At 62.4% G+C, this 26,937-nt stretch carries 25 protein-coding genes and 1 pseudogene; 8 read left to right on the forward strand and 18 right to left on the reverse strand.

The window, feature by feature from the left end; all coding sequences use genetic code 11:
• Positions 1 to 324: 324 nt before the first annotated feature.
• From IVB12_RS13765 to IVB12_RS13775, 3 genes are all read left to right on the forward strand, one after another.
• Positions 325 to 1,311, forward strand: coding sequence for an ABC transporter substrate-binding protein (locus IVB12_RS13765; RefSeq protein ID WP_247299706.1), 987 nt, complete (start codon positions 325 to 327; stop codon positions 1,309 to 1,311).
• A 187-nt stretch (positions 1,312 to 1,498) separates the two neighbouring features.
• Positions 1,499 to 1,750 (forward strand): hypothetical protein, encoded by a 252-nt coding sequence (locus IVB12_RS13770; RefSeq protein WP_247299649.1) that lies wholly within the window; start codon positions 1,499 to 1,501, stop codon positions 1,748 to 1,750.
• 162 nt (positions 1,751 to 1,912) lie between these two features.
• Positions 1,913 to 2,350: a nuclear transport factor 2 family protein gene (locus IVB12_RS13775; RefSeq protein ID WP_247299650.1), complete on the forward strand. Its 438-nt coding sequence runs from the start codon at positions 1,913 to 1,915 to the stop codon at positions 2,348 to 2,350.
• Between the two features lie 273 nt (positions 2,351 to 2,623).
• Here the strand turns inward: IVB12_RS13775 and IVB12_RS13780 are convergent, their stop codons facing one another.
• A complete protein-coding gene (locus IVB12_RS13780; protein ID WP_247299652.1) occupies positions 2,624 to 4,552 on the reverse strand; it encodes a response regulator transcription factor in 1,929 nt (642 codons plus the stop codon).
• A gap of 247 nt (positions 4,553 to 4,799) precedes the next feature.
• Here IVB12_RS13780 and IVB12_RS13785 point away from each other — a divergent pair.
• Positions 4,800 to 4,916, forward strand: a pseudogene (locus IVB12_RS13785) (IS110 family transposase); the annotation flags it as partial.
• Between the two features lie 28 nt (positions 4,917 to 4,944).
• Here the strand turns inward: IVB12_RS13785 and IVB12_RS13790 are convergent.
• From IVB12_RS13790 to rpoZ, 13 genes are all read right to left on the reverse strand, one after another.
• Positions 4,945 to 5,721 carry a DUF4239 domain-containing protein gene (locus IVB12_RS13790; RefSeq protein ID WP_247299655.1) on the reverse strand — a complete coding sequence of 259 codons (777 nt, stop codon included), beginning with the start codon at positions 5,719 to 5,721 and terminating at the stop codon, positions 4,945 to 4,947.
• Positions 5,722 to 7,405: 1,684 nt separating this feature from the next.
• On the reverse strand, positions 7,406 to 7,648 hold the full coding sequence (locus IVB12_RS13795) for a hypothetical protein (RefSeq protein WP_247299657.1): 243 nt from the start codon (positions 7,646 to 7,648) through the stop codon (positions 7,406 to 7,408).
• Between the two features lie 1,194 nt (positions 7,649 to 8,842).
• Positions 8,843 to 11,101 carry a DNA topoisomerase IV subunit A gene (gene parC / locus IVB12_RS13800; protein ID WP_247299659.1) on the reverse strand — a complete coding sequence of 753 codons (2,259 nt, stop codon included), beginning with the start codon at positions 11,099 to 11,101 and terminating at the stop codon, positions 8,843 to 8,845.
• Between the two features lie 60 nt (positions 11,102 to 11,161).
• Entirely contained in the window at positions 11,162 to 11,449 is a 288-nt protein-coding gene (locus tag IVB12_RS13805; protein ID WP_247299661.1) for a hypothetical protein, read from the reverse strand.
• Positions 11,450 to 11,532: 83 nt separating this feature from the next.
• A complete protein-coding gene (recO, locus tag IVB12_RS13810) occupies positions 11,533 to 12,285 on the reverse strand; it encodes a DNA repair protein RecO (protein WP_247299664.1) in 753 nt (250 codons plus the stop codon).
• Positions 12,286 to 12,325: 40 nt separating this feature from the next.
• Positions 12,326 to 12,706 carry a hypothetical protein gene (locus tag IVB12_RS13815; protein ID WP_247299667.1) on the reverse strand — a complete coding sequence of 127 codons (381 nt, stop codon included), beginning with the start codon at positions 12,704 to 12,706 and terminating at the stop codon, positions 12,326 to 12,328.
• Between the two features lie 21 nt (positions 12,707 to 12,727).
• Entirely contained in the window at positions 12,728 to 13,654 is a 927-nt protein-coding gene (gene era / locus IVB12_RS13820; RefSeq protein ID WP_247277043.1) for a GTPase Era, read from the reverse strand.
• Positions 13,644 to 14,480, reverse strand: a complete 837-nt coding sequence (rnc, locus tag IVB12_RS13825; protein WP_247299671.1) for a ribonuclease III — start codon at positions 14,478 to 14,480, stop codon at positions 13,644 to 13,646. The genes era and rnc overlap by 11 nt, the downstream gene beginning before the upstream one ends.
• The gene (gene lepB, locus IVB12_RS13830; RefSeq protein WP_247299673.1) at positions 14,477 to 15,241 is read right to left on the reverse strand and encodes a signal peptidase I; all 765 of its coding nucleotides are present in this window, start codon (positions 15,239 to 15,241) and stop codon (positions 14,477 to 14,479) included. Before lepB ends, rnc begins: the two co-directional genes overlap by 4 nt.
• A gap of 248 nt (positions 15,242 to 15,489) precedes the next feature.
• Positions 15,490 to 15,909: a holo-ACP synthase gene (gene acpS / locus IVB12_RS13835; protein WP_247299675.1), complete on the reverse strand. Its 420-nt coding sequence runs from the start codon at positions 15,907 to 15,909 to the stop codon at positions 15,490 to 15,492.
• Positions 15,906 to 16,658 carry a pyridoxine 5'-phosphate synthase gene (locus IVB12_RS13840; RefSeq protein ID WP_247299678.1) on the reverse strand — a complete coding sequence of 251 codons (753 nt, stop codon included), beginning with the start codon at positions 16,656 to 16,658 and terminating at the stop codon, positions 15,906 to 15,908. The genes acpS and IVB12_RS13840 overlap by 4 nt, the downstream gene beginning before the upstream one ends.
• A gap of 44 nt (positions 16,659 to 16,702) precedes the next feature.
• A complete protein-coding gene (locus IVB12_RS13845) occupies positions 16,703 to 18,988 on the reverse strand; it encodes a bifunctional (p)ppGpp synthetase/guanosine-3',5'-bis(diphosphate) 3'-pyrophosphohydrolase (protein ID WP_247299709.1) in 2,286 nt (761 codons plus the stop codon).
• A 206-nt stretch (positions 18,989 to 19,194) separates the two neighbouring features.
• Positions 19,195 to 19,587 carry a DNA-directed RNA polymerase subunit omega gene (gene rpoZ / locus IVB12_RS13850; protein ID WP_007603391.1) on the reverse strand — a complete coding sequence of 131 codons (393 nt, stop codon included), beginning with the start codon at positions 19,585 to 19,587 and terminating at the stop codon, positions 19,195 to 19,197.
• A 331-nt stretch (positions 19,588 to 19,918) separates the two neighbouring features.
• Between rpoZ and IVB12_RS13855 the strand changes: the two genes are divergently transcribed.
• Together IVB12_RS13855 and IVB12_RS13860 are read left to right on the forward strand one after the other, a co-directional pair.
• Complete coding sequence (locus tag IVB12_RS13855) at positions 19,919 to 20,563, forward strand: NYN domain-containing protein (protein WP_128933338.1); 645 nt, start codon at positions 19,919 to 19,921, stop codon at positions 20,561 to 20,563.
• Positions 20,544 to 21,218 (forward strand): uracil-DNA glycosylase, encoded by a 675-nt coding sequence (locus IVB12_RS13860; RefSeq protein ID WP_247299680.1) that lies wholly within the window; start codon positions 20,544 to 20,546, stop codon positions 21,216 to 21,218. The genes IVB12_RS13855 and IVB12_RS13860 overlap by 20 nt, the downstream gene beginning before the upstream one ends.
• Positions 21,219 to 21,226: 8 nt before the next feature.
• On the opposite strand, the gene IVB12_RS13865 is transcribed toward IVB12_RS13860, so the two are convergent.
• The 4 genes from IVB12_RS13865 to dapA are packed head-to-tail and all read right to left on the reverse strand — an operon-like array spanning position 21,227 to position 23,704.
• Positions 21,227 to 21,808 (reverse strand): peroxiredoxin, encoded by a 582-nt coding sequence (locus IVB12_RS13865; protein ID WP_247299681.1) that lies wholly within the window; start codon positions 21,806 to 21,808, stop codon positions 21,227 to 21,229.
• A 3-nt stretch (positions 21,809 to 21,811) separates the two neighbouring features.
• Entirely contained in the window at positions 21,812 to 22,285 is a 474-nt protein-coding gene (gene smpB, locus IVB12_RS13870) for an SsrA-binding protein SmpB (protein WP_247299684.1), read from the reverse strand.
• Positions 22,286 to 22,344: 59 nt separating this feature from the next.
• Positions 22,345 to 22,761: a large conductance mechanosensitive channel protein MscL gene (gene mscL, locus IVB12_RS13875; protein ID WP_247299711.1), complete on the reverse strand. Its 417-nt coding sequence runs from the start codon at positions 22,759 to 22,761 to the stop codon at positions 22,345 to 22,347.
• A 52-nt stretch (positions 22,762 to 22,813) separates the two neighbouring features.
• Positions 22,814 to 23,704 (reverse strand): 4-hydroxy-tetrahydrodipicolinate synthase, encoded by an 891-nt coding sequence (gene dapA / locus IVB12_RS13880; protein ID WP_247299686.1) that lies wholly within the window; start codon positions 23,702 to 23,704, stop codon positions 22,814 to 22,816.
• Positions 23,705 to 23,983: 279 nt separating this feature from the next.
• Here dapA and IVB12_RS13885 point away from each other — a divergent pair, with 279 nt between their 5' ends.
• Positions 23,984 to 26,395 carry a lytic transglycosylase domain-containing protein gene (locus IVB12_RS13885; protein ID WP_247299713.1) on the forward strand — a complete coding sequence of 804 codons (2,412 nt, stop codon included), beginning with the start codon at positions 23,984 to 23,986 and terminating at the stop codon, positions 26,393 to 26,395.
• Positions 26,396 to 26,754: 359 nt separating this feature from the next.
• A partial coding sequence (locus IVB12_RS13890) for a helix-turn-helix domain-containing protein (protein WP_247298086.1) occupies positions 26,755 to 26,937 on the forward strand: 183 nt, incomplete at its 3' end.

Consider the following 26,937-nt stretch of genomic DNA (forward strand, 5'->3'; position numbering starts at 1 on the left):
TATGAAGGAGAACTTTGCGTACTTCATGGCTCAGCGCCAACACGCATTGCCGCATTGCAATCTTTTCTTAGCAAGCTCGGCGTGAACGCCGGCTTCGACGATGGTAAGAGGAAAGGCGGTCATGTCGAGAATAGCAATCGAGCTTGTGTTGACACTGGTCGCGACCACGAAGGGCCAGCGAGCCGCGAGCCAGATTTGCCCATTTTGCGGACGCACAAAATCCGCCCATCAACCGGTTGAAGCCTCATTTCCGCTAGGATTGACATTGGCGGGCCGCTCCGGTCGGGCGTATGCTGCCGAAAAAGGAGAGAGGTCTTGGAACGGGTGATGACGCGCCGTTCACTGGCGTTTGGTTTGTTGGCAACTGCGACCTTCGCACGGGCAGCTTCCGGCAAAGTGTGGCGCGTCGCTGTAGTTCACCCATCCGAGCTGCCTGAAAATCTGACCGAGAATGGTCGCCGTTCGATCAGCTCCTTCTTCCGTCAACTGAAGCGGCTTGGTTACGTCGAGAACCAAAACATTATCGTTGAGCGATATTCTGCCTTCGGAAGGATCGAGGCTTACAACGACCTTGCGAGGAAGGTGGTGGAAACGAGACCCGATGTAATCGTTTCAATGCACGACGCATTGTCGAATGCTTTCAAGTTGCTGACGAGGTCGATTCCGGTAGCAAGTATCAGTGCCGATCCGATCAAACTGGGCATCGTGTCTAGCCTGTCTCGGCCGGAAGGGAATATAACTGGCGTGAGCGCCGATGCCGGATACGAAGTCTTTGGAAAGCGACTTCAATTTTTGACGGAAACGGTGGGTAAACTCTCGAATACCAGGTTCGTGGCGGCTCCTGCACAACGCACCGCCCCGCACTGGAAATTTGCAGAACAGGCGGCCAAAGAAGCGAACGTACCAATTTCGATCGCCCCGATCGAGAACTATACTCCAGCTGAATACGAGCGAATGTTCGCTCAAGTGGAAGCTGAGAAGGTCGATGGCCTGTTCTTTCCAACAAATCCCGAACACATAACCAATCGCAAGCTTATCGTGGAATTGGCAGCCAATCATCGAATTCCGGCCATCTACAACTATCGCGACTTCGTTGAAGCTGGTGGCCTCATGGCTTACGGCGTCGACCTGACGGAATCGACCCGCCGGCTTGCCGAAATCGTGGACGAGTTGTTGAAGGGTAAGAAGCCGGGCGACATCCCAATCAGCCAGCCGACGAAATTTGAGCTTCTGCTGAATAGACAAGCTGCCGACAAACTCAATCTGAACTTTCCGGCCACGCTGCTGTCGATCGCGGATGAGACGATCTGACAATCGCTCAAGTTGCCTCGCGATGTTGGTCCATGGAAGTGAAACGCCAGCGGCTTCCAAGATGTCTGCAGTGGGTCAAAGGCGGCCTTGGCCAGCTTGCATGACCCTGTTCGGGTCACCTTCAGGAAGCAGACCTCGCGGCGCTCTGAGCTAAGGTCAGCCACGGGCCCTAAAGGCGAATTACACCGTGACCAGCGCAGGGATTTCCGGCCGACGCACGGTGCGCCGGCGCTCTCTCCCATTTGTCAACGTGGTTGACGGTAGTTGCCCGGAATTGCTGTTCCGCAAGCTATTGGATGGAGTCTTCGGGCAACCAGCCATGATGAATATGCCTTCGCAAAACTGGTCGTGGTGGTTGAAGTTCGGCGCATGTGTGATCGGCTGCATCAGCGGTGTCATGGCGCGCGATATGGACTCCCGAGGTGAACGGCGCCATTGAAGTTACCACCGCCTGCACCTCTTCCTTAATGAACCAAGGGCCGGCCACAACGCAACCGGCGACGGTGTCGTCATGCCCGCGGGAGCGCAGCCGCGGCGGACGACCGGACTGATAATCTGATCAATCGGGAAAGGCATTATCATCCAACAGAGGAGTATCCTTATGAAGTTGGCTCAAACATCAGCACTAGTCATTTGTCTGCTCGGCGCGCCAGGGATTTCGCTGGCTGCGGATGCCAAGGGGGATGTGGAGAAGGCATACGCCTCTTGGGATGCCGCATTCAACAAGCACGACGCAAAAGCCATCGGCGCTTCCTATGTCGCCACGGCAAAATTGATGCCGCCCACACATCAGGTGGCGTCAGGTCCGTCTGAGATCGAGAGTTTCTTTGCCGGACTGTTCGCGAACGGCGTGACGGGTCACAAGTTGGAGATGATTGACGCCGGCGGAGACGACAAGGTTGTGTTCGGGACAGCCAAGTGGAGTGCCACGGGTAAGGACAAGGAGGGCAAGCCGTCTCCATTGGGTGGTTTGGCGATGCACGTATTCGAACGCCAAGCCGATGGATCGCTCAAATTGAGGCTGCAAACATTCAACTAAAGCGGTCGAAGCTGATCAGTCCGGTGAGGCGGCGGCCTTACCGGACACCCAGAAGGGCTACTTGTCCTGGTGCAAGATATGTCCGGGGTGGGTAGCAAGCCGTCGACGATGATGACCAAGCGGGACGACTTCCGATTCGCCCTTAGAAGCTGCTGCCGGAACGGGACCTTGAACCGACAGGGCTGCATGGCGGCTAAGGGCCTAGACGCAGGCGCGGCGGACGCGCCGGCAACGCTCAAAGCAGCAGTACCGTCCCTAGTGAGGCCTCGAAGGCTACACAAACAAATCATGCGTCAGATGGTGCTCAACTCTTGCGTGATCAGGGGCGCTTTGCGCGGCGTGCGAAGGGCCAATCAGGTCCGCGTCCTGAATTAGCGCCAGTCCATTTCTTCCGGCGTCGTGCAGAGTATCTCCCACTGCATCCGGTCCGTGGCCGTTCTCAAAATTCTCTGAATGTCTGACCTCTGCCTTATCATTCTTGAAATGAAAGGAATCTTCGAACTGGGGCGCAGCTGCCGTTGCATTCTGGCCCGGCCCCGCTTGCAGAGTTTTAGAACCGCTTATGGGCGCCTTGTGCGAGTCAGCCTCCGAAGCGTCTAAGTCCCGATGCGATTGCCCCCAGTCAGAATCGTGTCCGGTTGAATCGTGCTTGGCAGACTGCTTACCCGCTGCTGCCCGCTGTTCCGAGATATGCAAATCGCGCTGCGATTGTCCATGACCTGGATCGTGTCCCGGTGGCCCGTCTCCGGCGTGTGGCTTACCGGCTGCTGCTCCCTGTTCCGAAACATGCAAATCACGCTGCGATTGTTCATCATTGGATCCGTCTAGTGGAGTCGCGTGTATTGTGCCGTGTTCGGCCTTCCTCGATGCGTCCGTCGCGGCCGCCTGCTCGAGGCCGCTATGATCGATCGGAGCGTCGATGGCGCCGGACCCGACGTGAGGGTTGCCGCCGGCGCCCACGCCATGTTCGCTTGCGAATGCATCGACGATCTGAAGCTCGTCGCTTCTGCCGATGGCATCGCTTCGGCCAGCCTCGAAAACGAATGATTCGTGGCGGCCTTCGGGATTAAGCCAGGCTAGGTTCTCGAACTCGTTTAGGTTCGCATCGGCGCTGCCAGGCATATTAAGGACGCCCAATTCGCTGGTGGCGTTTGCGGCAGCCGACGCAAAGGTATCGCAAAAAGTGAACGCCTGCGCAGGACTGTTAAGGAGTTCGTAAATCGAAACTCCGACCGCCATGAGCATAAACCCGCCAAAGTCACTGATGCTTGACCTCGGAGGGTTGAGTGTCGGCGATGTGATCGTGCTGGCGGCAATATCGGCGCGGGACTCGACGAGCTTGCTGCCCCGCGTCGGGATGTCAGCTGCAGAGTTCTCGGCACGATCGGCTTTACCCACGGCTCTGGCCGTTTTACCCGAAGCCGCGGTCGTTTTTTGGGGGCTGATTTTGATGGTCACGACAGCGCCGGTGTCGTCTGCGGCCATTACCGTGACACTATCGGTAAGCGCATGATCAACTGCGCTCGCGCTCGCGGGTTGAACGTCGTCCAGCGCTGCCCAAATCAGAGCTGCAAGCGCGCCGACCCTGCCGTAAAGGCGCGACAGGGCGAACGTTGCGAGCTCGGTTCGGCTTTTGATCTCAAGCTGCGCAGATATGTGATCAACTCGCGCCTTGATGGTGCCTGTGGCGACGTTGAGCTGGCGCGCAATCTCCTTGTTCGACATACCGCAGGCGACCAGACGTAGGATCTTGTGCTCCAGGTCCGTCAACGCTGCAAGTCCAGTTTCGCCGCACGCGCCCTTGCCGGGCTTGCGGGTAGCCGTCCGATCCGCGGTCGGTGCCACCAGCCTCAGTGACCGGAACAAGGTTTCGGGCTCCTCGCGCATCGGAATCGCAGTGCAGGCACCCGCCGCGACGGCGTCAGCGATATCGCCTCGCGCAACCGATGCTGTGTAGAATACCAAGCGCGTGGGAAGGTTTTCCGCAGTAACGGCGGCGAGCATTTCAGAAGCCGTCACGTCAGAAAATCCGTCCTCTAAAAGGGCGACATCTGGCGTCAACCTCCGGAGTGCTTCGAGGCAACCCGCTCCATTAGTGCATGACGCAACAATCTCGAAGTCACGCTCCGCCGCAAGTAGCGTCCCAAAACCCTGCAGAACGATCGGACGACGATCTGCTATCAGTAGTCGGATACGAAGCACCTGCTCTACCTCGCCCGGCCTTCCGTCCTAAGTTCACCCAGCAGAGGCGAGCTAGCTTGAACGGAGTGACACTCAAGAGCAGCCCGGCAACGCACAACAATCCTCTTGGTTCCTGTAGATTAGTAAGGCGATCGGATGATGTTCATGCTTGCAGCCGATCGATGGCCCTCGGAGAAAAGCCCATCGGATGGGAAATCACAGTGTGGGCAGAACGAGATGAGTAAACCGTCCGCTCAAGGAGCACGCCATGTCTCAGAACCTCAGTGCGACGATCGCGGTGATCGGCATCGATAATGGCAAGAATTCGTTCCACGTCGTGGGTCATGATCACCGCGGTGCCATCGTGCTGCGGCAGAAGTGGTCAAGCCTCCGATCCGCGAGGGTATAGGGTGTCAGTCCACAGCGACCTCTCGAAACGCTGTCGGTGCCATGGACACGCCTCCAAAGCCAAAAGGCCGGGCGTAGACCATGAGCAGGACGAGGCACACAGCGACTGCCGTTGAAAAGATCAACGGGGTCGCCGCCATCGCCGTTCGATTATCGATATGTATCATTGCGATCGTCACGAGGATCAGCATCGTCAAGGCAACGATGACTGCCCACTGGATCGGCGCGATCTGAAGCTGGCTGAGCCGAATTCTATCTCGCCGGACTTCAAACGCATGTTCGATCGCCACCAAAGCGCGCTCCTGGGCCAGTTGCTGAGCGGGTTGTGCGGGCGTAAAGGAAAGGACCGCCGCCATCGCGTCAGTCAATCCAGTCGGGATTGCTTGCAAGGTGGCTTCGCCCCTGCCCATCGCTGGCCAATCCTGCGTTTCGATGAAATGAAGGTGGCGCTTGAGGCTATCGCGCAGATTGTTCCGAACATCCGGTGGCAAAGCATCCGCGAGGAGCAGGGCCTGTCGGAGAGCACTGGCTTCCTGACCGACATATTCCCCGGCGCGATCGACATTTGTCCATACACGCGAGGACAGGAAGGCGAGGAGCAGGGCCAGGATAACCGCTAGAGGCGTCAACGTCACAGGCGAGGCCGCCTTCAGCTCCCTCACCACTGCGCGCCGGGACAGGATTGCCGCTGCGCCGAAAATCGCAATCGTCAACACGTAACAAAAGCCGAATACAAGAAGCATGATGCCGAGAATCGAATGGGACTCAATCCAATGCAACATTGGTCCTCCGGAGCTGGCTACTCCTGCCTTCTAGAATACGCCCCGAGTCCCCTGACCGGAAGGCCACACCGCACGGGTGCTGCAGGCCAGCGGGCATTCGCGTGGTGCCGAGGACGACACCGACTAGGATCGGGAATATGCTTTGCCGACAATCGGCAGATGCCGAAGCCGTTAACCGCTGCGCCGCGGCAGCTCGAACCCCGATGTCCGGAGGGGTCAGGAGCCCTCGATAATGCTCGAGCGGGCGACTTCCGCTTTGCCCATTAGAGGATGCCGTTCAGGAGCACCAGCCCAGGACGCGACATGGCCCTCAGCGTGCGGTCGCTGTGGTGATGGGACCGCGATCTTGCGCCCATCTTATTGAGTTATTGAGTATCTGACTGGATCATCAGGTCGGCGAGCCCGATGTTGAAAAGCTGCGAAACGGCCGTAACTAGCTGCGCGGGAGCAAGTGGCTTCAGAAGGATGCTTATTGGGTACTCCTTCAGATGACCATACGGCGCCACCTTCACAATGAGGCGGCTTACCCAATTGCCGACGAGCTGATCCGGCAGAGGATAACTTTTTGTCTTCTGTAGCGGGTACGACGCCAATGTTATTCCGGAGCGATTTACAGGTGTGAGCCCGGTGGCACAAACCTGTTGACCTGCCAAAGCTCGTCGGATCACATCCCGCAACTCTGTCGGTGACAACCTGCTGAGGTGCGCATCTGAGTCCAACTCCGTTCTGGGTCCAGCAGGCGACATTCACGACATGAAAGAGGCCGCCAACTGAAGCGGCCCTCTAAGTGAATAGTGCCCCCGGATCCTCTTAGTAAGCACCCGAGGTCAATCTTCTGGTCCGATACCGCTAGTCACAACGGCGGATCCTGCGGACCGAACCGTCGTCGCGCTCGATCGTGACGGTGCGGCAGTCACCGCGATATCCGCGATCATATCCGTAGGCGCGATAAGCGGGCCGATCATACTCTCGGTAGTAACGCCGCTCCGGCCCCACTCTTACGCCGCCAAACGGAGTATCAACGGCAACTTGAGCTGATGCCGGTGCAATAGAGATCGGCGCGGCGACAGCGAAACCCGCAATCGCCAGTATACTAGCCAGTAACAGGGTTCTCATGTGAGCCTCCTCCTGAGGAGTTGCGTTGCTTTCGAAACATCTCAGGTAGGGCAAGGTTCCTGCACGAACAGTAGCCCGCCCGTCATGTTCCTGAACCAAAGGAGCACGACCGGAATCTCTCTTGAGGGCACCCCAGCTTCATCCCCGTTGCCCCCCGAGCTGGGGCCCGGCGGGTTTCGAAGCGAAAAGGGCCAATGGGGCAGGCTTCAGTTCCGCGTTAGTGGCTTCTTTGGCTCCGTGGCGGCCTCAATATCAACCGGGGGCAGCTCACCCGTGCGGTCCTTCAGGTCGGCCGCTCGCTGGACCAATCCCGACGCGACCTGCGGGTCCTTTGTCGTTTTTGCCATTCGCAGCAACGTTGCTGCCGCCTCTCGGGCGAAGGAGGTGTAACGCGGCACGTCTTTTCTATCCGATCGAGGTCCCCGTGAGATGAGTCAGAAACTCGGCCTGCGTTCCGGTGCTTGTACAAAAATGTACACAGGCGACAAAAAAGCCTCAGCTCCGAGGCTGGCGCCAAGCTGAGACCCACGTTATCGAGGCGTGATCTGGAAGGACCAACTCAGTCAGGTCAGTCGCGGTAGCCCTTGCACTTCGTCTCTTCTTTGTATTCGCCGTGCTTGCCCCACTTTCGTTCGATCTTGCAGGGGCCATGACGGTATTCTTGCTTGTATTCGCGATCGTAATTGTAGGCGCGGTAGGGACCACGATCGTAGCTCCAGCGATGCTTACCGCTTTCGTCCTTCCAGGGGTCGGCTAGCGCGGCCGATGTGAGTAGTCCAAGAAGGCTGAGGATCGCCAAAGAGAATTTCATCGAATTTCTCCGATAGTGCTTCCACATTTGCTCTTCGGCTGAGAGGCAATCCGCGAACTTGTCGAAAACAAGTCGGTGTTCACCGGCGCGATACCGCCAACCAAGACCACGAGCATCCATTTCATTGTTGCTGACCAAACACGAGGTTCGCTCCATTTGCGATCGAGAAAGGCACCAGTTCGCGGGCAATGGAATGCGAGCTGGTGCCTCTCCATGGAACGGGGGCATTCCATGCCCGGGAAAACGTAGCAACGAACCTATGGTTCCGACGTCGAGCTTCGTCACTCCATGAGGGACAGTTTTGTAGCCTTCCGCCGTCGCATCATTGCAAGCTGCGGGTCAAAGGCTCGTCACAGCGCACCCGTCAGCCAGCACCCGTCGGGCAAAACAGCTGACCACTTCCGCACCCTCGCCTGTCAAGCCCGTTTCGCGAAATATTCCACTTTACCGAAATTCGGATTTGTCGTATACGCAAAGCACCCTGGCCCGAGACAAGGGGCGGATCGCGATCGTCACGAACCGCGGGCTGGGCAGCGATGGACGCGACGGCGTCGAGCGTAACAGGCATTGCAGGGCGGCTTCAGCCGTGAGCAATGCCTTCGCGCGAACGACACGGCGCTGACAGCGTCTTCGCATGGGTTCGGGGGCGAGCACACGCCACCCCTCGGATTCCCAGCGAAGACGTGCGCGGACGGAGAAGTCGTGTGGTCCTGACGCCCGCGGTCTGTGCGTCAAGTCCTGTGGTGATGTAGCGGCCCGACCGGGCCCGCGCATCAGTCATCCGCATGGCGACGGGGGCAACAGTGCATCGCTCCCCGAGGAGAGCACGAAGGACACCGTTAAAACCATTCGCGCAGGGAAGGCCGGGCGACCGGCATCACCTGTTGTCCACCCCGTGTGCATTTCCATCGCACACGGACTCGGGTGCCGCCGGCGCCCGGCCTTCCCTGCGCCCTGTATTTCCGAGGGGCGCGCCGTGAAGCAAAGCTCGGGCGAGATGAGCCGCGAGAATGAGAACGCTCCTCTGCTGTTTGAAAATTGCATCGGAGGTGGTCTAGCCCCCTCGCTGTCATCGCCCGGCTTGACCGGGCGATCCAGTATTTCAGAGAAGGTCGTGATCGGACCGAGAAGCTGCGGCGTACTGGATGCCCCGGTTTCGCGGAGCATGACACCGGCGTTGTGGCGAGAGCCGCCCTACCCGATCACCCGGCCGAACTTGTTCGACTTCGGAAACCCCTTCGGTGCCAGACGGCCGGCATCGGCGCGGTTGCCTTGCCATTCGGCGAGCTCTTTCATCGTTGCCGAGAATTCGCGCCCCGCGGAGTCCTTCCAGGTCAGCCCCGCCTTGGCATCGAATACCGCGACGTCGGAGAGGCCGCCGTCCTTGTATTTCTGCAAGCGCGTGCCGCGGCCGCGGGCCATCTCGGGGACCTGGTCGAGCGGGAAGATCAGCATCTTGCGGTTCTCGCCGATGACAGCAACGGTGTCGCCTGTTACCTCGGTGATCGCGCGTGCCTCGTTCGGCATCTCGACGTTGAGGACCTGCTTGCCCTTCTTGGTGGTGCCGACGCAATCGTCCTCGTTGACCACAAAACCCTGGCCTTCGTGGCTCGCGACCAGGAATTTGCGCCCGCCCTTGTTGACGAACAGCGCAACCGGCGCAGCCTCCTGCTCGAGGTCGATGAACAGGCGGATCGGTTCGCCGTGGCCGCGGCCCCCGGGCAGCTTCGCCACATCGAGCGAGTAGAACTTGCCGTTGGTGGCGAACAGCAGCAGCTTCGAGGTCGTCTCCGCAAAGAAGGCGAAACCGAGCTTGTCGTCCTGCTTGAAGGCAAGGCCCGAGAGATCCTCAACATGACCCTTCATGGTGCGGATCCAGCCCTTGTCAGAGACCACGACCGTCACCGGCTCGCGCTCGACAAAGGCTTCCTCGATCGCGGCGAGATCGTGCTCGGGTGCGTCGGCAAAGGTGGTGCGGCGCTTGCCGAGCGGCGTCTTCGGCCCGAACATGTCGCGGACCTTGCCGACCTGCTCGCCGACCTTTTTCCATTGCTCGGCTTCCGAGGCGAGCACCGCATTGATGCCCTTGAGCTCGGCGCGCAGGTTCTTGTCCTCGGTGCGGATCTCCATCTCCTCGAGCTTGCGCAAACTGCGCAGCCGCATATTGAGAATGGCTTCAGTCTGCACCTCGGTGAGCTTGAACGCCTTCATCAGCTCGGGCTTCGGCTCATCCTCGGTGCGGATGATCTTGATCACCTTGTCGATGTTCAGATAGGCGATCAGGAGGCCGCCGAGCACTTCCAGCCGGTGCTCGATCTGCGCCTTGCGGTGATTGTTGCGGCGGATCAGCACGTCGCGCAGATGGTCGAGCCACTCGCGCAAGCACTCGGCCAGGCCGACCACCTTGGGCACCTTGCCCTTGATCAGCACGTTCAGGTTCAGCGGGATCTTGCTTTCAAGCTCCGTCAGCCGGAACAGCGACTCCATCATCAGCGCGGGATCGACGTTCTTCGACTTCGGCTCGATGACGAGACGGACGTCCTCGGCCGATTCGTCCCTGACATCACCGACCAGCGGGAGCTTCTTCTGGTCCAACAGCTCGGCGATCCTCTCCACCATCCGCGACTTCTGCACCAGCCAGGGGATCTCGGTGACCACGACCACCCAGGTGCCGCGAGCGCCCTCCTCCTGCTCCCACCGCGCACGCACGCGGAACGAACCGCGGCCCGTCGTGTACGCCTCGGCGATTGCCTGCTTGGAATCGACGATGATGCCGCCGGTCGGGAAATCCGGACCCTTAACCCACTTCAGCAGCGCCTTGGATTTCGCGTCGGGCTTCTCGATCAGATGCAGCGCGGCGTCGCACAGCTCGGCGGCGTTGTGCGGCGGGATCGAGGTCGCCATGCCGACCGCGATTCCTTGCGCGCCGTTGGCAAGCAGGTTGGGGAAGCCGCCGGGCAGGACGATCGGCTCCTTCGACTGGCCGTCGTAATTGGCGCGGAACTCGACCCCGTCCTCGTCGATACCATCGAGCAGAAGACGCGCGACGTCGGTCATGCGCGCTTCGGTGTAACGGTAGGCAGCCGGGTTATCGCCGTCGATATTGCCGAAATTGCCCTGGCCGTCGACCAGCGGGTAACGCGAGGAGAAGTCCTGCGCGAGGCGGACCATGGCGTCGTAGATGGCCTGGTCGCCATGCGGATGGAACGAGCCCATCACGTCGCCGACGATCTTTGCGGATTTCTTGAACGCCGTACCGGGGTCGAGCCGGAGCAGGCGCATGCCATAGAGGATGCGCCGGTGCACCGGCTTCAGGCCGTCGCGCGCGTCCGGCAACGCACGGTGCATGATGGTGGAGAGCGCATAGGCGAGATAGCGCTCTTCCAGCGCTTCACGCAGCGGCACCTCGTGAATTTCGGCCGGTTCTTCCGGCGGAACGATTCGTTTTCCCATGCCGCCCGGTTAAACCGTGGAAGCGAATCGGGCAAGGATGGATTGGTTCCTTGGGGGTGGCTAGTGCCCCGCCCAGCCGGCGGTCACAGGCTGGGTGGTTTGCGGATTCTGAGCCTGCGTGCTGGCCGGTGCATTGGCCAGGCAACGCCGGGCGGTCTCGATCTCAGCCTCGCTCGCGCCCTTGGACCGCGCCCATGCCTCTGCGGCTGCAACCGAATATTTGGCCACATAATACCGAATGACGGTGCAGGATGCCCGACGAAACACGCCAAGTTGCGGCTCGCCGGCCATTGCATCAGGCGCGCACGCGAGCAGCGCCGCCGACAAGGCGAATCCCCTGATCAACATTTAGGCTAACCCCGCTGTGGAACCGCGGGTCAATTCGGCCGGCCAAGATTTGGTTCCCGGGAACCGGCAGAGGCGCTATTTAATCATGGCACCGGAATCTCCGCCCTTCCCTGCTGCCGCATCAAGGCGTTGATAAATCCGGCGCGCGCGTCGGAATGGCCCTGCCCGCGCGGCTCCAGCACGTGGCGCAGCAGGAACAAACCGGTGAGCCGAAAGCCGTCCTGGAGATCCTGCTCGGTAAGGTCGGTGTGCACCTCGCCCTGGCGCAGGAATGGCGGCAGCCGCAACAGCCGGTCGCGCCAGGGCTCGCCCGCGCCGCGCGAGACCGCGCCGCCGGATTTGGGCGAGACATAGATCAGGTCCGTGGTCTCCCCGGTTACCGCGCAATTCTCCAGCGCCAGCCCAAAGCCGAGTTCGGCCAGCATCGCCAGCTCGAAATGGATGACGTGCACGGCGGCGCCGCCGATATCGTCGAAATCATCGAGCGAATGTTCGAGCAGAGCAAAGATCGCCTCATGCGGATCGCGCTCGGGCAGCAGCCGCGCGATCGAAGCGAGATGGGTAACGCCGTAGACCCCGTGGGACGATGCCAGCAGCGTCGCCGCGCGCAGCTTCAATCCCTCGATCGCATAGGTGCCGAGATGCTCGTCGAGCCGCGCCCGCCACACCGCACTGACGCTGTTCCCCGGCTGCAAAAGCGGCCGCATCCGCGAGCCGGCACCGCCGCGGACGAGACCAAGATGCCGGCCGTGCGCGCGCGTCAACAGCTCGACGATGGCGCTGCTCTCGCCATGCCGGCGCACCCCCAGCACGATGCCTTCGTCGGTCCATTCCATGGCAGGAAGTGTAACCCACCCTGCGGCGTCGCGCGAGACGCTAGGCGTTGAACCAGCCCTGTGCATCGCCCGTGAAGGAGAAATACAGGCCCATCGTCGTCAGCACGCAGGAGACGATCTCGATGGCGCTGTCGAGCTCCATGCCCTTCTCGCCGATGATCTGGCCGAGCGAGATCACCGACAGCACGAGGGCTGCCGCAAGCACCCAGCGCGGCCAGTTCTTGCGTCCATGCGCGGCGAGCCAGACGAAATAGACGAGAAGCAGGATCATGCCGCCGGCGAGCAGGGTGGCGGTCATGATCATTTGCTCGGCCATCTCGGCGTTGGGCGTGCGGTCCTGCACCGCGACCGACAGGGCATCCAGCATCAACGATGCATAGAGCAGCGCTTCGAAGCGCCGGACGTTGCTGGGCACGCTCATCGGATACCGATCTGTTCTTGGTTATTCCTTGGGGAAGTCCAGGCCCATCTCGCGATAGCGATCGGGATCGTCGCCCCAGTTCTCGCGCACCTTGACGAACAGGAACAGATGCACCGGTACATCCAGGATCTGCATCAGTTCTTTGCGCGAGTCGGCGCCGATCGACTTGATGGTGGCGCCGCCCTTGCCGAGCACGATCTTGCGCTGGCTTTCGCGCTCGACGAAGATCGTCTGCTCGATGCGCACCGACTTGTCCTTGCGCTCCTCCCACTTGTCGGTCTCGACCGTGGACTGGTAGGGCAATTCCTGGTGCAGCTTCTGATAGATTTTTTCGCGCGTGATTTCGGCAGCTAGCTGCCGCATCGGCGCGTCCGACATCTGGTCCTCGGGATAGAGGAATGGACCAGGAGGCACCATCTCGGCCAGCGTCGTGCGGATGTCGTCGACGCCGTCGCCCGAGATCGCCGCAATCATGAAGGTCTTCGCGAATTTCATGCGCTCGTTGGCGGCCTGGGCCAGAGCCAACAGCTTCTCGCGCTGGACCAGGTCGACCTTGTTGATCACCAGGATCTTCTCGTGGTTGACGCTGGCCGCCTTGGCGAGGATCGCCTCGGCCTCCTCGTCGATCCCGGTCTTGGCATCGAGGAGCACGCAGACGAGATCGGCGTCGTGAGCCCCGCTCCAGGCGGTCGAGACCATGGCACGGTCGAGCCGGCGCTTCGGCGAGAAGATGCCGGGCGTGTCGACCAGGATGATCTGCGCGTTGTTCTCGATCACGATGCCGCGGATCAGCGCGCGCGTAGTCTGCACCTTGCGCGAGACGATCGTGACCTTGGCGCCGACCAGCGCGTTCGTCAGCGTGGACTTGCCGACATTCGGCGCGCCGATCAGCGCAACGAAGCCGCAGCGCGTAGCGGTAGGCGCCTCGCCGCTTGCTTCAGCCGTCATTGCCGCCGCCAACGCCTTCGCGTTCGATCATCACTGAAGCTGCCACCTTCTCTGCCGCACGCTTGCTGCCGCCGATGCCTTCGGCCGGGGCCAATCCCGGCAGGTCGACGGCAACCCGGAATTGCGGATCGTGATGCGGGCCGGTACGCTCGACCTCGCGGTAGACCGGGGTCGGCAAGCCTTTCCCCTGCGCCCATTCCTGGAGCACGGTCTTGGGGTCGCGCAAGGGACGGCGCGGCTTGTGCATGCGCTCGGTCCAGTTGCGCCTGACGAATTCGGCGGCCGCCGCGTACCCGCCGTCGAGGAAGACGGCGCCGATCACGGCCTCGCAGATGTCCCCGAGCACGCTCTTGCGCAGGCGGGCGTCGGCGCTGGGGCCGACCGAGCCGAGCTTGATGTCGTCGAGCAGACCGAGCGATTTTGCGACGTCGGCGCAGCTCTCCTTGCGCACGAGCTCGGCAAGCCGCTTGGACAGCTCGCCTTCGTCGGCGTTTGGGAAGGTGTGATAGAGCATGTCGGAGACGACCAGCCCGAGCACGTGGTCGCCGAGAAATTCCAGGCGCTGATAGCTGTCGCCGCGCTTGCGCCCGGACTTCAGTGCCGAGACATGCGTGATCGCCTGCATCAAGAGGTTCGGGTCACTGAAGCTGTGGCCGATGCGCGCCTCGAGCGCCGCGTTCGCGTCCGCGCCCTTGGCCTTGCTGCTTCGCGTCCGCTTCTTCTTCACGGGCGCCTTGCTCGCAAGCGGTTTGGTCGCAGCTTCGCCCTCGGGGCCGGCTTGCGCCTCCGTCAGTGGGGTCGCGATGTCCTTGGCTTCGTCTTTCATCGGACGATATTGAAGAAACGATTCCAGCGCACCGCCCAAGGCCAGCGCCAGAACATCCAGGCATGCTCGCCTTCGGCGATGGAGAAGAAGATCATCTGCGCGCGGCCGATCAAATTCTCCTGCGGTACATAACCGACCTGGCCGAGGAAGCGGCTGTCGGTCGAGTTGTCGCGGTTGTCGCCCATCATGAAGAAGTGACCGGGCGGCACCGTGTAGACGTTGGTGTTGTCCATGTAGCCGTTGTCGGCGCAGTCCAGCGTCTCGTAGGACACGCCGTTCGGTAGCGTCTCCTTCCAGCGCTTCACCCGGGAGATGCCCCCGCCTTCGGAGCCGCACGGATCCTCGCCGACGAACTCGCTCATGCGCTGCCGCTCGACCGGAGTGTCGTTGATGTAGAGCAGACCGTCCCGCATCTGGATGCGGTCGCCGGGAAGACCGATCACGCGCTTGATGTAGTCGGTGGAATCGTCCTTGGGCAGCCGAAACACGACGATGTCGCCGCGGTCGGGGTCAGAGCCCCAGATCCGCCCCGAGAACAGCGGCGGCGAAAACGGGATCGAATAGTGACTATAGCCGTAGGAATATTTCGAGACGAACAGATAGTCGCCGACCAGTAGCGTGGCCTTCATCGAACCGGACGGGATGTTGAACGGCTGGAACAGGAACGTGCGGATCACCAGCGCGATCAGCAGGGCATGGATCACGACCCGAATCGTTTCGCCGACACCGCTCTCAGTTTTCGTTCCCGAAGTCACGCTCATTGCTCTCTCAATTCCGGCCGGCGGTCACAGAGCGCCCTCCTCCCGCGAACAGCCGATCGGCTCGCGGCCCAAGGAGATTGTCCTGATTCTGATAGTGAGGGCCAATTCCGGCGTAAAGCCGAATTCACCCAGCCTGATTTGCGTCGACGGACTTTTAGACGGTTGTCGGAGACCACGCAATCAAGGATCGCATCAAAACTGCATAAGATATTGGTATTTCAAACGAATTATGAGATTACAGGATCCGGTCAGGGCTTGGCCAGCGGGACGGCGGAAATGACGACGAAGGCCTGCGCGAGCGGCCAGTCGTCTGTGATCGAAACATCGATCCGCGCCTCGAACCCTTCCGGTGTCAGCGCCTGAAGCCGAGCCAAGGCGCCGCCGGTCAGGTGCATGGTCGGCCGTCCGCCCGGCAAGTTGACCACCCCCATGTCGCGCCACCAGACGCCGCGCCGGATCCCGGTACCGAGCGCCTTGGAGCAGGCCTCCTTGGCGGCAAAGCGCTTGGCGTAGGTCGCCACCACCATCTTCTCGTTCTTGGCGCGCCGCTCCGCCTTGGCCCGCTCGGCCGCGGTGAAGATGCGGTCGAGGAAGCGCTCGCCATGGCGCTCGATCACCCTGGCGACGCGGGTGATGTCGATCAGGTCCGAGCCGATTCCGATGATCATGCCCGGCTCCGGCCGCGGTCGATCGCCGCGCGCATGCTGCGCACGGTCTCGGCGAGCCCTACGAACAGCGCCTCGCCGATCATGTAGTAGCCGATGTTGAGCTCCATGATCTCAGGCAGGGCCGCGATCGTCTCCGCCGTCGTATAGTCGAGCCCGTGGCCGGCATGGACCTCGAGCCCCGCTTCCTTCGCCAGCTTCGCCCCCGCCACGATCCGCTGCCATTCGGCATCGGCCTTGTTGGTCTGGCCGTCGACGACGGCGTCGCACCATGCGCCGGTGTGGATCTCGATCACGGGGGCGCGCAGCCGCGCCGCCATTTCGATCTGCGCGGGGTCGGCGGCGATGAACAGCGAGACCCGGATGCCGGCATCGCTCAGCCGCGCGATGTAGGGCGCGAGCGCATCGTTCTGGCCGACGACATCTAACCCACCCTCGGTCGTCACCTCCTGCCGCCGCTCCGGCACGAGGCACACCGCGTGGGGTCTTGTGGCGAGCGAGATCCGCATCATGTCGTCGGTCGCCGCCATCTCGAAATTGAGCGGCTTGGAGATCTCCGCCTTCAGCCGCGCCATGTCCTCGTCGCGGATGTGCCGGCGATCCTCACGCAAATGCGCCGTGATGCCATCGGCCCCGGCTTCGATCGCCACCAGGGCGGCGCGCACCGGATCGGGATTGCGGCCGCCGCGCGCGTTGCGCAGGGTCGCGACATGATCGACGTTGACGCCGAGGCGGAGCGGAAGTGCGGGCATTGCAGGACTCACGAGCTCAGGGGGACAGACCATGCGAGAAGCGTCTATCCATTAACACGTTCGACGCGGGCGACGACCGCCTTGGCGCGCAATTGGGCCAGGATCGCGCTCAAATGCTTCAGATCGTAGACTTCGAGGTCGATCGTCGTCTCCGTGAAATCAGGTGAGCGGCGCTGCATGCTGATATTGTCGATGTTGCCGTCGTGCTCGGCGATCACCGTCGCGATCTGTGCCAGCGCGCCGGGCTCGTTGACGTTCTCGACCTTGATGCGGGCCGGGAAGCGCTGCGGCAAGGAATCCTCGATGTCCCAGCGCACGTCGAGCCAGCGCTCCGGCTCCTCCTCGAAATCCTTCAGGGCCGGCGCCTGGATCGGGTAGATCGTGATGCCCTCGCCCGGCGTCACGATGCCGACGATGCGGTCGCCGGGCACGGCGCCACCGTTCGGCGCGAACTTCACCGGCAGGTCGGAATTGATGCCGCGGATCGGAATGGCGACCGGGCTGCGTGGCGACTCCGACGACTTCTCCTTGAGCTTGGCGACGAGCCCCTTCTTGAGGCCGTAGCGCGCGATGCGCTCCTCCTTGTAGTCCGGATACATCGCGCGCGCGACGTGGGAAGCCTTGATCTCGCCGCGCCCGACCGCCGCCATGACGTCCTCGATCGAGGTCCGCGCCAGCCGTGGCAGCGCGCCCTTGAGCTTGTCGTCGGCATATTCGATCTTGGCGCGCTCGAACAGGCGCTCGACGATGCGCCGGCCGAGGCCGACATATTGATCGCGCATGGCGGTGCGCGTGGCGCGCCGGATCGCGGCGCGCGCCTTGCCGGTGACCGCGAGCGTCTCCCAGGCCGACGGCGGTGCCGACTGCGCTTCCGAGGTCAGCACCTCGACCTCGTCGCCGTTCTGGAGCTCCGAGGACAGCGGCGCGAACTTGCCGTTGATCTTGCAGCCGACCGCGCTATTGCCGACGTCGGTATGCACCGCATAGGCGAAGTCGATCACGTTGGCATGGCGCGGCAGCGCGATCAGCTTGCCCTTGGGCGTGAAGCAGAACACCTGATCATGGAACAGCTCGAGCTTGGTGTGCTCGAGGAATTCCTCGGGATTGGCACTCTCGGAGAGGATGCCGATGGTGTGGCGTAGCCAGGCGAAGGCGTTGGATTCGCGCTTGAGGTACTCGGTCGGCGAGCCTACGCCCTCCTTATAGAAGACGTGCGCGGCGATGCCGCGCTCGGCGATCTGGTCCATCGCCTCGGTGCGGATCTGGAGCTCGACGCGCTGGTTGCCGGGGCCGATCACGGTGGTGTGGATCGAGCGGTAGTCGTTCTGCTTCGGCGTCGAGATGTAGTCCTTGAAACGCCCCGGCACGACCGGCCAGGTGGTGTGGACGATGCCGAGCGCGCGATAGCAGGCTTCGATGTCGCTGACGACGAGGCGAAAGCCGAAGATGTCGGACAATTGCTCGAAGCCGACCGACTTGCGCTCCATCTTGGTCCAGATCGAGAACGGCTTCTTGCGGCGGCCATAGACCCGTGCGCCCAGCCCCCGGTGGCGCAGATTGTTGGAGAGCTGGTCCTCGATCTCGCCGATCAGATTGCGGTTGCGCTCGGCGAGCGCATCGAGCCGCTGCATCACGACCGAATAGGCCTCGGGATCGAGCGTGCGGAAGGACAGATCCTCCAGCTCTTCACGCATTTCCTGCATGCCCATGCGGCCGGCCAGCGGCGCATAGATGTCGAGCGTCTCCTCGGCAATGCGCCTGCGCGATTCCGTCGGCACGAAGTCCAGCGTGCGCATGTTGTGCAGGCGGTCGGCGAGCTTGACCAGAAGCACTCGGACATCGTCGGCAATGGCCAGCAACAATTTGCGCAGATTCTCGGCCTGTTTGGCCTCCCGCGACACCAGCTCCAGCCGTTTCAGCTTGGTCAGGCCCTCGACCAGAGCGCCGATCTCGGGCCCGAAGATCTGGTCGATCTCGGCCCGTGTCGCTTCGGTGTCCTCGATTGTGTCGTGCAGCAGCGCGGCCACGATGGTGGCGTCGTCGAGCTTGAGGTCGGTGAGAATTGCCGCCACTTCCAGCGGGTGCGAGAAATACGGATCGCCCGAGGCGCGGGTCTGCGAGCCGTGCGCCTTCATCGCATAGACATAGGCACGGTTGAGCAGGTCTTCGTTGGTGTTGGGATTGTAAGACCTGACGCGCTCGACGAGGTCATATTGACGCATCATGCGTGCGCGTGGCTTCGCCGGGCGCGCCACCGGCGCAGTCGGGGCCACGGCAACCGATTCGGTTGCGGCCTGCATCTGCATTGGTTTCCAGCGCCGATACACCATACGTCCCGCCTTCAAACGGGCCTCGACGCGACCCGTTGCATACATCTTACCGCCGATCCCCGGCGCGTCCGATCAATTCGGTGACAGGGCGCAGCGCGAACCGACAACACTATGGTAACCACGAAAACACCAACAAAAGCAAAGGCCCGAACAACGGTTCGGGCCTTGATAAGATCACAAGAGGTCGATGATTGCGACGGGAGGACCTACTCGTCCTCCTCCGGCTGCTCCTCGGGCGGTGCGAGGCCTTCGAGACCCTTTAGGAGCTCCTCTTCGGTCATGCGTTCGACGGCGACCTCGGTATCGTCCGCATCGACGCTCGCGCCCGCGGAACCGATCAGCGGGACCGTATCAGGCTCGGGCTCGTCGACCTCGACGAACTTCTGGAGCGAGTGCACCAGCTCCTCGCGGAGGTCCTCCGGCGAAATGGTCGTCTCGGCAATTTCGCGCAAGGACACAACAGGGTTCTTGTCGTTATCGCGATCAACCGTTAGTTGTGAACCGGACGAAATCATGCGGGCGCGGTGGGCGGCCAGCAGGACCAGGTCAAACCGGTTGTCGACCTTGTCGATACAATCTTCTACGGTGACGCGAGCCATGGACTGTCGCTCCGTTGTGGGTGGGACGAAATATGTGGGTGATCGGGGCTAGTTATAGGGACCGGGCCGTTTTCGCAAGGCCAATTTGTGATTTGGCCTCGCCAAACGGCTCTGCTACCCCCACATTGGGGCTGGGATGGGTGATTTCCCGGGCTGCCATCGAAGGTAACGCCGGGCGTGTGGAAGTCCGCCATAACTATACCTTGATTGCCCCGACTTCTCCGGATTTGCGGTTTCGACGGGTTTTCGACGGCGCCTTAGAACTGCGCGGCTTGCTGCCGCCGCGCCAACAATAAAACGATCAATCACGACCACTACGCGAGCAAACTGAATGTCACTTTCTCCTACCAACAAGATCGCGCTCTTCATCGATGGCGCCAATCTCTACGCGACGGCGAAAACTCTGGGCTTCGACATCGATTACAAGCGCCTGCTGAAGGAGTTTCAGAGCCGCGGGACTCTGCTTCGGGCGTTCTACTACACCGCCATCATCGAGGATCAGGAATACTCCTCGATTCGCCCGCTGATCGATTGGCTGGACTACAACGGCTACACCGTCGTCACCAAGGCGACCAAGGAATTCATCGACGCCTCCGGCCGCCGCAAGGTCAAGGGCAACATGGACATCGAGCTCGCCGTGGACGCCATGGAGCTCGCCGAGCATATCGACCAGATGGTGCTGTTCTCGGGTGACGGCGACTTCCGCTCCCTGGTCGAGGCCGTGCAGCGCCGCGGCGTGCGGGTCACCGTGGTCTCCACCATTGCCAGCCAGCCGCCGATGATCGCCGACGAGCTGCGCCGCCAGGCCGACGTGTTCACAGACCTCGTCGAGCTGCAATCCAAGCTCGGCCGCGACCCGTCCGAACGCCCCGCCCCGCGTGATCGCGGCGAGCGCGAGGGACGCCACCACGCCCCGCAATTCCTCCAGCGCGCAACCACGATGGCGCCGAGGGGCGATGACGACTTCGAGGAGTGAGGCGGCCCGGCCAAGCCGCCAGCCTTCCACCGTCGTTCCCGACCGTGACTGTCCGCTCTGTCCGCGCCTGGTCGCCTTTCGCGAGGCCAACCGCGCGCGTGAGCCGTCGTGGCACAATGCGCCGGTTGCGCCCTTCGGTGACATCAAGGCGCGCCTGCTGATCGTCGGCCTTGCGCCGGGGATGCAGGGAGCCAACCGCACCGGTCGTCCCTTCACCGGCGACTATGCCGGTGATCTCCTTTACGCGACGCTGCTCGAATATGGGTTTGCCAAGGGCATCTATCAGGCGCGCCCCGATGACGGCCTGAAGCTGGTCGATTGCCGGATCGCCAATGCCGTGCATTGCGTGCCGCCGCAGAACAAGCCGCTTCCGATCGAGATCACCACCTGCCGCCGGTTTCTCGTCGCCAATTTGGCGACCATGCCGAACCTGCGCGCCATCGTCGCGCTCGGGCGGATTGCGCACGACAGCGTGCTCAAGCCGCTGAATCTGAAGGGCTCGCAAGCTCCCTTCGGCCACGGCGCCGTGCACCAGGCCGGCGCGGTCAAGCTTTACGACAGCTATCACTGCTCCCGCTACAACACCAACACAGGGGTGCTGACGCCCGACATGTTCCGGTCCGTGTTCGCGAAGGTGAAGGCCGACCTCGATTAGGCCTCGACCTAGCCCCTGGCTGGATTGGCCTTCAGCCAATCGAGCACATCGCCGGCGTTCCGGTCCGGCGGAAACACCGGATAGAACACGTGCGTGATCCTGGCGTCGTCGATGATCAGTGCAAGCCGCTTGATCAGCGTCAGGCCTGCGACCTGCATGGTCGGTAAATTCAGCGCGCGCGTCAGCTTCAGCTTCTCGTCCGACAGCACCGGGAACGGCAGATGCAGCCGCGAGGCCATCTCGATCTGGTAGTCGTTGCTCTGGGTCGAGAGACCGAACACGTGCGAGGCGCCAGCCGCCTTCAAATCGGCAAACAGGTCGCGAAACGCGCAAGTCTGCGGGGTGCAGCCCCGCGCGCCCGGGATCATGTCCCAATCGTCGACCAGTGCGATCTTGCCGGGCTCGCCTGTGCGGGGATAGGCGAACACCACGGTCCGGCCGCGCAGCGCCGACAGCGTGACTGACGTGTCGTCCGTCGCGCGCAGGCCGATCGGCGGCAACGTCATGCCCGTCAGATGCGCGGCGCCGCCGTCGTCGGCGGGCGCGGGAATCTGGCTCCAATCGACCTCGAGCAGGTTCCTCTGGATCATCCCCTATCCCCTTGCCCGCATCAGGCGGCCCTTCTCCCGGCTCCAATCGCGCTTCTTCTCGGACTCGCGCTTGTCGTGCAGCTTCTTGCCCTTTGCAATCGCCAGCTGCAATTTGGCCCGACCGCGCTCGTTGAAGTATAGCTTGAGCGGGATCAGCGTCATGCCTTCGCGATCGACCGCGCCCATCAGCTTGTTGATCTCGCGGCGGTGAAGCAGCAGTTTTCGCGGCCGTTTGGGCTCGTGATTGAAGCGGTTGCCCTGGAGATATTCGGGAATGGTGGCGTTGATCAGCCAGATCTCGCCATTCTTCGAGTCGGCATAGGATTCCGCGATCGTGCTCTTGCCGTTGCGGATCGACTTGACCTCGGTGCCGGTCAGGGCAATGCCCGCCTCGATCGTATCCTCGATGGCGTAGTTGAAGCGGGCCTTGCGATTTTCCGCCATGACCTTGATCGGACGTTCGTTCTTATCGGCCATCGCAGACAAACCTGATCAAGATGCGCACGGATTCTAACAGGTCGGATGAAGCGCGCGCGTCAAGACTTCTTGAGGAGATCACGGATCTCAGTCAGCAGCTCGACCTCGGCCGACGGCTTCGGCGGAGCGGCAGGTGCCGCCTCCTCCTTGCGCTTCAAGGTATTTATGGCGCGGATCACCAGGAAGAGCACGAAGGCGATGATGATGAAGTTGATCGTCAGCGTGAGAAAGCTGCCCCAAGCGAGTACGGCGCCCTGCTTTTTCGCATCGGCTAAGTTGGTGGCTGTGACCTTCGCCGACAAGGGGGTGAAGTAGTTCGAGAAGTCGAGTCCGCCGGTGACGGCGCCAATGATCGGCATGATGACATCGCCGACCAGCGAGTTGACGATGGCGCCGAAGGCCGCGCCGATGATGACACCGACCGCGAGATCGACGACGTTCCCCTTCATGGCGAACTCGCGGAACTCCTTGAGCATCCGCGTGCCCCTTTCCTCGACGCTCATGTAAGGCTCCCCGAAGGCCAACGCGTCAGTTGATCAGGCCCGCGTGCACCATCGCGCTGCGCACGGCAATGCGAGTCGGCTCGGAGACCGGCACCATCGGCAGCCGCAGCGTCTCGTCCAGCTTGCCGAGCAGCGACATCGCGTATTTGATCGGCGCCGGATTGCTTTCGATGAAAAGGTTGTTGTGCAGCGGCATCAGCTTGTCATGCAGCTTCAAGGCGGTGGCATGGTCGCCCTTCTGCCAGGCAACGTGGAACTCCGAACACAAGCGCGGCGCGACGTTCGAGGTCACCGAGATGCAGCCATGGCCGCCATGGGCCATGTAGCCGAGGATGGTCGCGTCCTCGCCGGAGAGCTGATTGAAATCCTCGCCCATCGCCGCGCGCTGCTGCGACACGCGGACCATGCTGGCGGTGGCGTCCTTCACGCCGGCGATGTTCTTCAGCTCCCACAGCCGCTTCATGGTGTCGACCGACATGTCGATCACCGAGCGCGGCGGAATGTTATAGATGATGATGGGAATGCCGATCGCGTCGTTGATCGCCTTGAAGTGCTGATACATGCCTTCCTGGGTTGGCTTGTTGTAGTAGGGCGTGACGACCAGCACGGCATCGGCGCCCGCCTTCTCGGCGTGCTGGGAGAGCTCGATGGCCTCCTTGGTCGAGTTGGAGCCGGCGCCCGCGATCACCGGCACGCGGCCCTTGGCCTCAGCGATGCACCATTCGACGACCTTCTTGTGCTCGTCATGGCTGAGCGTCGGGCTTTCGCCGGTGGTGCCGACCGGGACCAGGCCGTTGGTGCCCTCTGAAATCTGCCAATTCACCAGAGAGCGGAACGCCGCCTCGTCCAGCGAGCCGTTCTTGAACGGCGTGACCAAGGCGGTGAACGACCCCCGGAATTTCGTCTTGGCTGCCATGGACTTCCTCCGTACGCGGCGATCTCTTGAGCAAGGCCCATTCATATCGGGTCTGTCCGGCCGGTAAAAGGCCCGCCGCGTGTGACTCACTGTTTAGGCCGCGATTTTGCCGCGGTGATGGTGCAAATCGGTCCGAGGTAAGCGGCTGTTGGTATTTTGTCCGCATATTCAATCAAATTCAGCTCGATCTTGGGCCACTTGACTGATTCGGGGCGACGAAACGCCGTGACCTCCCTTCCTCGTGCCGCATGGCGATCCACCGGTCTGGTCGTGTGCCTGATGGCAGGGCTGTCGGTCGGCTGTGCTGCCTTGGCCAAGTCCAACGAAAAGCCCAACGAGACGACTTCGGACGAGGCTAAGAATTCCGCGAGGCCAGCCGCCAAGGACTCGTCCAAGGGAACCGGCAAGGAAACTTCGAAGGATACGGCCAAGGGCACCAGCAAGGGGGCCAGCGCCCCGGCCAAAGATGCCGCGAAGAAATCTGCCAAGGACGCTGGGACGAACGCCGGCAAGGAACCCGCAAAGGACAGGCCCAAGCCCGCGGCAGCAGCGTCCAAGCCCGCGGCAGCATCCAAGCCCGCGACAGCTCCCCCCGCGCCAGCATCAAAACCGACCGCCAACGGGGCGCCGCCCAAAACCGCACCCGCCCCGGCTTCGACGGCCACTGTCAGACCGGCCGCCCCGACCGCGGCCAAACCCATCGCAGCTCCCGTGCTGGCTCCTGCGACCCGCCAGCATGCAGCGCCGCGCAAGCCGGTCATACCGGCTGCGGTCGCCGCAACGTCGTCGACCTCGCAGGCCGACAAGGACACGCTGGAGACCGTCATCGAGCTCGTGCGCAAGCGCAAGGCGGGCGATGCCACCAATTATGCAGCTTCGATCTCGGATCCCGTCGCGCGAAAGCTCGCGGAATGGATCATCCTGCGCAGCGAGGACAATGGCGCGACCGTGGAGCGCTACCGCGCCTTCCTGTCCGCCAATCCGAGCTGGCCGTCGCAGACTTTCCTCCGCCGACGCCTGGAGGCCGCGATGTGGGACGACAGGCGCGACGATTCAGTTGCGTGGTCGTGGTTTGAGAATGAGTCGCCGATCTCCGCCAAGGGCCGCTTCACGCTCGCCAAGGCGATGCTGGCGCGCGGCGACCGCGCCAACGCCGAGCGGCTGGTGCGCGAGGCCTGGCGCAGCGATCCGATGTCGGAGGAGACCGAGAACAATGCGCTCGACCAGTTCGGCGCCCTGCTGACGCCAGGCGATCAGAAGGCGCGGATGGACACTTTGCTCTACGGCAGCGAGAACGAGGCCGCGCTGCGCGCCGCCAAGCGCCTTGGCGCCGGCTATGTCGCGCTCGCCAAGGCTCGCATCGCCGCCGTCAAGAAGGCGCCCAACGCGCGCGCGCTGCTCGACGCCGTGCCGCGTGAGCTGCACAACGATCCCGGCTTCATCTTCAGCAAGATCCAGCTCCTGCGCCGCGAGGAGAAGTTTGCCGAAGCGGCGCAGCTCATGCTGTCGGCGCCAAAGGATCCGAACCGACTCTACAATCTCGACGAATGGTGGATCGAGCGGCGCCTCCTGGCGCGCAAGATGATCGACACCGAGGAATTCCGCAGCGCCTATCTGATCGCGCGCGATGCCGCCCTGCCCTCGCGCGACATCTACAAGACCGAGCAGGAATTTACCGCGGGCTGGATCGCACTCCGCTTCCTCAACGATCCCGCGACCGCCGCCCAGCATTTCGCCCGGATCGGGGTCGGCAGCGTCAATCCGACGACGCTGGCGCGCGCCGGCTATTGGCAGGGCCGCGCCGCGGAAGCGATGGGCCGCCAGCAGGAGGCGCGCAACGCCTATGCCCGCGCAGCCGAGCAGTCGACCAGCTATTACGGCCAGCTCGCGCGCGCAAAACTCGGACTGCCCCAGATCGAGCTCAACAGTCAGCCGCGGGGCCGCGGCGCCGAGCGGCTCGAGATCGTGCGCGCCGCGCAACTGCTCTACGAGCTTGACGAGCGTGAGATGGCAGTGCCGTTGCTCGCCGACATGGGCGAGAACGGCGATCCCGAAGCGCTTGCCGGCCTTGGCGAGCTCACCCAGCGCTACCGCGACGCGCGCGGCATGCTGCTGCTCGGCAAGGCCGCGCTCAATCGCGGCCTGCCGTTCGACTTCTACGCCTATCCCGTCAACGGCATTCCGCAGTTCACGCCGATCGGGCCCGAGGTCGAGCGCAGCATCGTCTATGCGATCGCGCGGCAGGAGAGCGCGTTCAATCCGTCGGTGGTCTCGCCGGCGCAGGCCTACGGGCTGATGCAGGTGACGCCGGACGCCGCACGCTACGTCTGCAAACGCCACGGCGCGACTTACGATCTGTCCCGGTTGAAGAACGATTCGGTCTACAACGCCACGCTCGGCTCGGCCGAACTCGGTGGGCTGCTCGAAGATTATCGCGGCTCCTACATCATGACCTTTGCCGCCTACAATGCCGGTCGCGGCAGCGTGAAGAAATGGGTCGAACGCTATGGCGATCCGCGCGATCCGAAAGTTGACGCGGTCGATTGGGTGGAGCTGATTCCGTTCTCCGAGACGCGCAATTACGTGCAGCGGATCATGGAAAACCTTCAGGTCTACCGCGCCCGGTTCGGCGGCGGCACGCGGTTGCAGATCGAGGCCGACCTGCGCCGCGGCACCGGCAGCGTGGAATAGCCGCGCCACCTTTAGGGGGTGGCATGCCCCGCCGTATCCGGTCGCGGTGCGCGGGTCGATGTTCGAATCTTGTTCCAGATCAGCTGGGGCGGCGTCCTGAGCTTGGTTCCCTTGGCCTTAATTCCGGTCAGCCGCCTTCCCTCTCGCACCATACTGTCCTGGTTACAGTTTTTGCGAGAGCGCCATGCGGTCACGGCAACACCCACCGTGGAGGCGGCAGCATTCCACGGGCGGGCGCGGGATATTGAAGGACAGTGAGCGGCCCGAGACATAGGTGACATTTCGTACCGGACAGACGGGTTACACTTTCCGCTTTTGTTCTGCGGGAGGTGTAGATGCCGTGGAAAGCGAGTTCGGTGATGGAGGAGCGCCTGCGGTTTGTCGCCCGGCTGCTGGACGGCGAGGCCATGACGGAGGTATGCCGGGAGTTCGGCATCTCGCGGAAGACCGGCTACAAGATCTTTGGCCGGTACAAGGAACACGGGTTCGAGGCCCTGACGGACCGGTCGCGACGGCCGGTGCGCTACGCCAACCAGCTGCCG

The sequence above is a fragment of the Bradyrhizobium sp. 179 genome, assembly GCF_023073535.1.
Taxonomy (GTDB): Bacteria; Pseudomonadota; Alphaproteobacteria; order Rhizobiales; family Xanthobacteraceae; genus Bradyrhizobium.

Bases quoted from the DNA above. Each gene is read 5' to 3' on its own strand.
- parC (WP_247299659.1), bottom strand. From the start codon at position 11,101: ATGGGAAAACGAATCGTTCCGCCGGAAGAACCGGCCGAAATTCACGAG.
- IVB12_RS13885 (WP_247299713.1), top strand. From the start codon at position 23,984: ATGGCAGGGCTGTCGGTCGGCTGTGCTGCCTTGGCCAAGTCCAACGAA.
- IVB12_RS13845 (WP_247299709.1), bottom strand. From the start codon at position 18,988: ATGGTGTATCGGCGCTGGAAACCAATGCAGATGCAGGCCGCAACCGAA.
- rnc (WP_247299671.1), bottom strand. From the start codon at position 14,480: ATGAAAGACGAAGCCAAGGACATCGCGACCCCACTGACGGAGGCGCAA.
- rpoZ (WP_007603391.1), bottom strand. From the start codon at position 19,587: ATGGCTCGCGTCACCGTAGAAGATTGTATCGACAAGGTCGACAACCGG.
- IVB12_RS13840 (WP_247299678.1), bottom strand. From the start codon at position 16,658: ATGCCCGCACTTCCGCTCCGCCTCGGCGTCAACGTCGATCATGTCGCG.
- mscL (WP_247299711.1), bottom strand. From the start codon at position 22,761: ATGCTCAAGGAGTTCCGCGAGTTCGCCATGAAGGGGAACGTCGTCGAT.
- era (WP_247277043.1), bottom strand. From the start codon at position 13,654: ATGACGGCTGAAGCAAGCGGCGAGGCGCCTACCGCTACGCGCTGCGGC.
- dapA (WP_247299686.1), bottom strand. From the start codon at position 23,704: ATGGCAGCCAAGACGAAATTCCGGGGGTCGTTCACCGCCTTGGTCACG.
- lepB (WP_247299673.1), bottom strand. From the start codon at position 15,241: ATGAGCGTGACTTCGGGAACGAAAACTGAGAGCGGTGTCGGCGAAACG.
- IVB12_RS13795 (WP_247299657.1), bottom strand. From the start codon at position 7,648: ATGAAATTCTCTTTGGCGATCCTCAGCCTTCTTGGACTACTCACATCG.
- IVB12_RS13790 (WP_247299655.1), bottom strand. From the start codon at position 5,721: ATGTTGCATTGGATTGAGTCCCATTCGATTCTCGGCATCATGCTTCTT.
- IVB12_RS13805 (WP_247299661.1), bottom strand. From the start codon at position 11,449: ATGTTGATCAGGGGATTCGCCTTGTCGGCGGCGCTGCTCGCGTGCGCG.
- IVB12_RS13860 (WP_247299680.1), top strand. From the start codon at position 20,544: ATGACGACTTCGAGGAGTGAGGCGGCCCGGCCAAGCCGCCAGCCTTCC.
- IVB12_RS13775 (WP_247299650.1), top strand. From the start codon at position 1,913: ATGAAGTTGGCTCAAACATCAGCACTAGTCATTTGTCTGCTCGGCGCG.
- acpS (WP_247299675.1), bottom strand. From the start codon at position 15,909: ATGATCATCGGAATCGGCTCGGACCTGATCGACATCACCCGCGTCGCC.
- IVB12_RS13815 (WP_247299667.1), bottom strand. From the start codon at position 12,706: ATGAGCGTGCCCAGCAACGTCCGGCGCTTCGAAGCGCTGCTCTATGCA.
- IVB12_RS13865 (WP_247299681.1), bottom strand. From the start codon at position 21,808: ATGATCCAGAGGAACCTGCTCGAGGTCGATTGGAGCCAGATTCCCGCG.
- recO (WP_247299664.1), bottom strand. From the start codon at position 12,285: ATGGAATGGACCGACGAAGGCATCGTGCTGGGGGTGCGCCGGCATGGC.
- IVB12_RS13855 (WP_128933338.1), top strand. From the start codon at position 19,919: ATGTCACTTTCTCCTACCAACAAGATCGCGCTCTTCATCGATGGCGCC.
- smpB (WP_247299684.1), bottom strand. From the start codon at position 22,285: ATGGCCGATAAGAACGAACGTCCGATCAAGGTCATGGCGGAAAATCGC.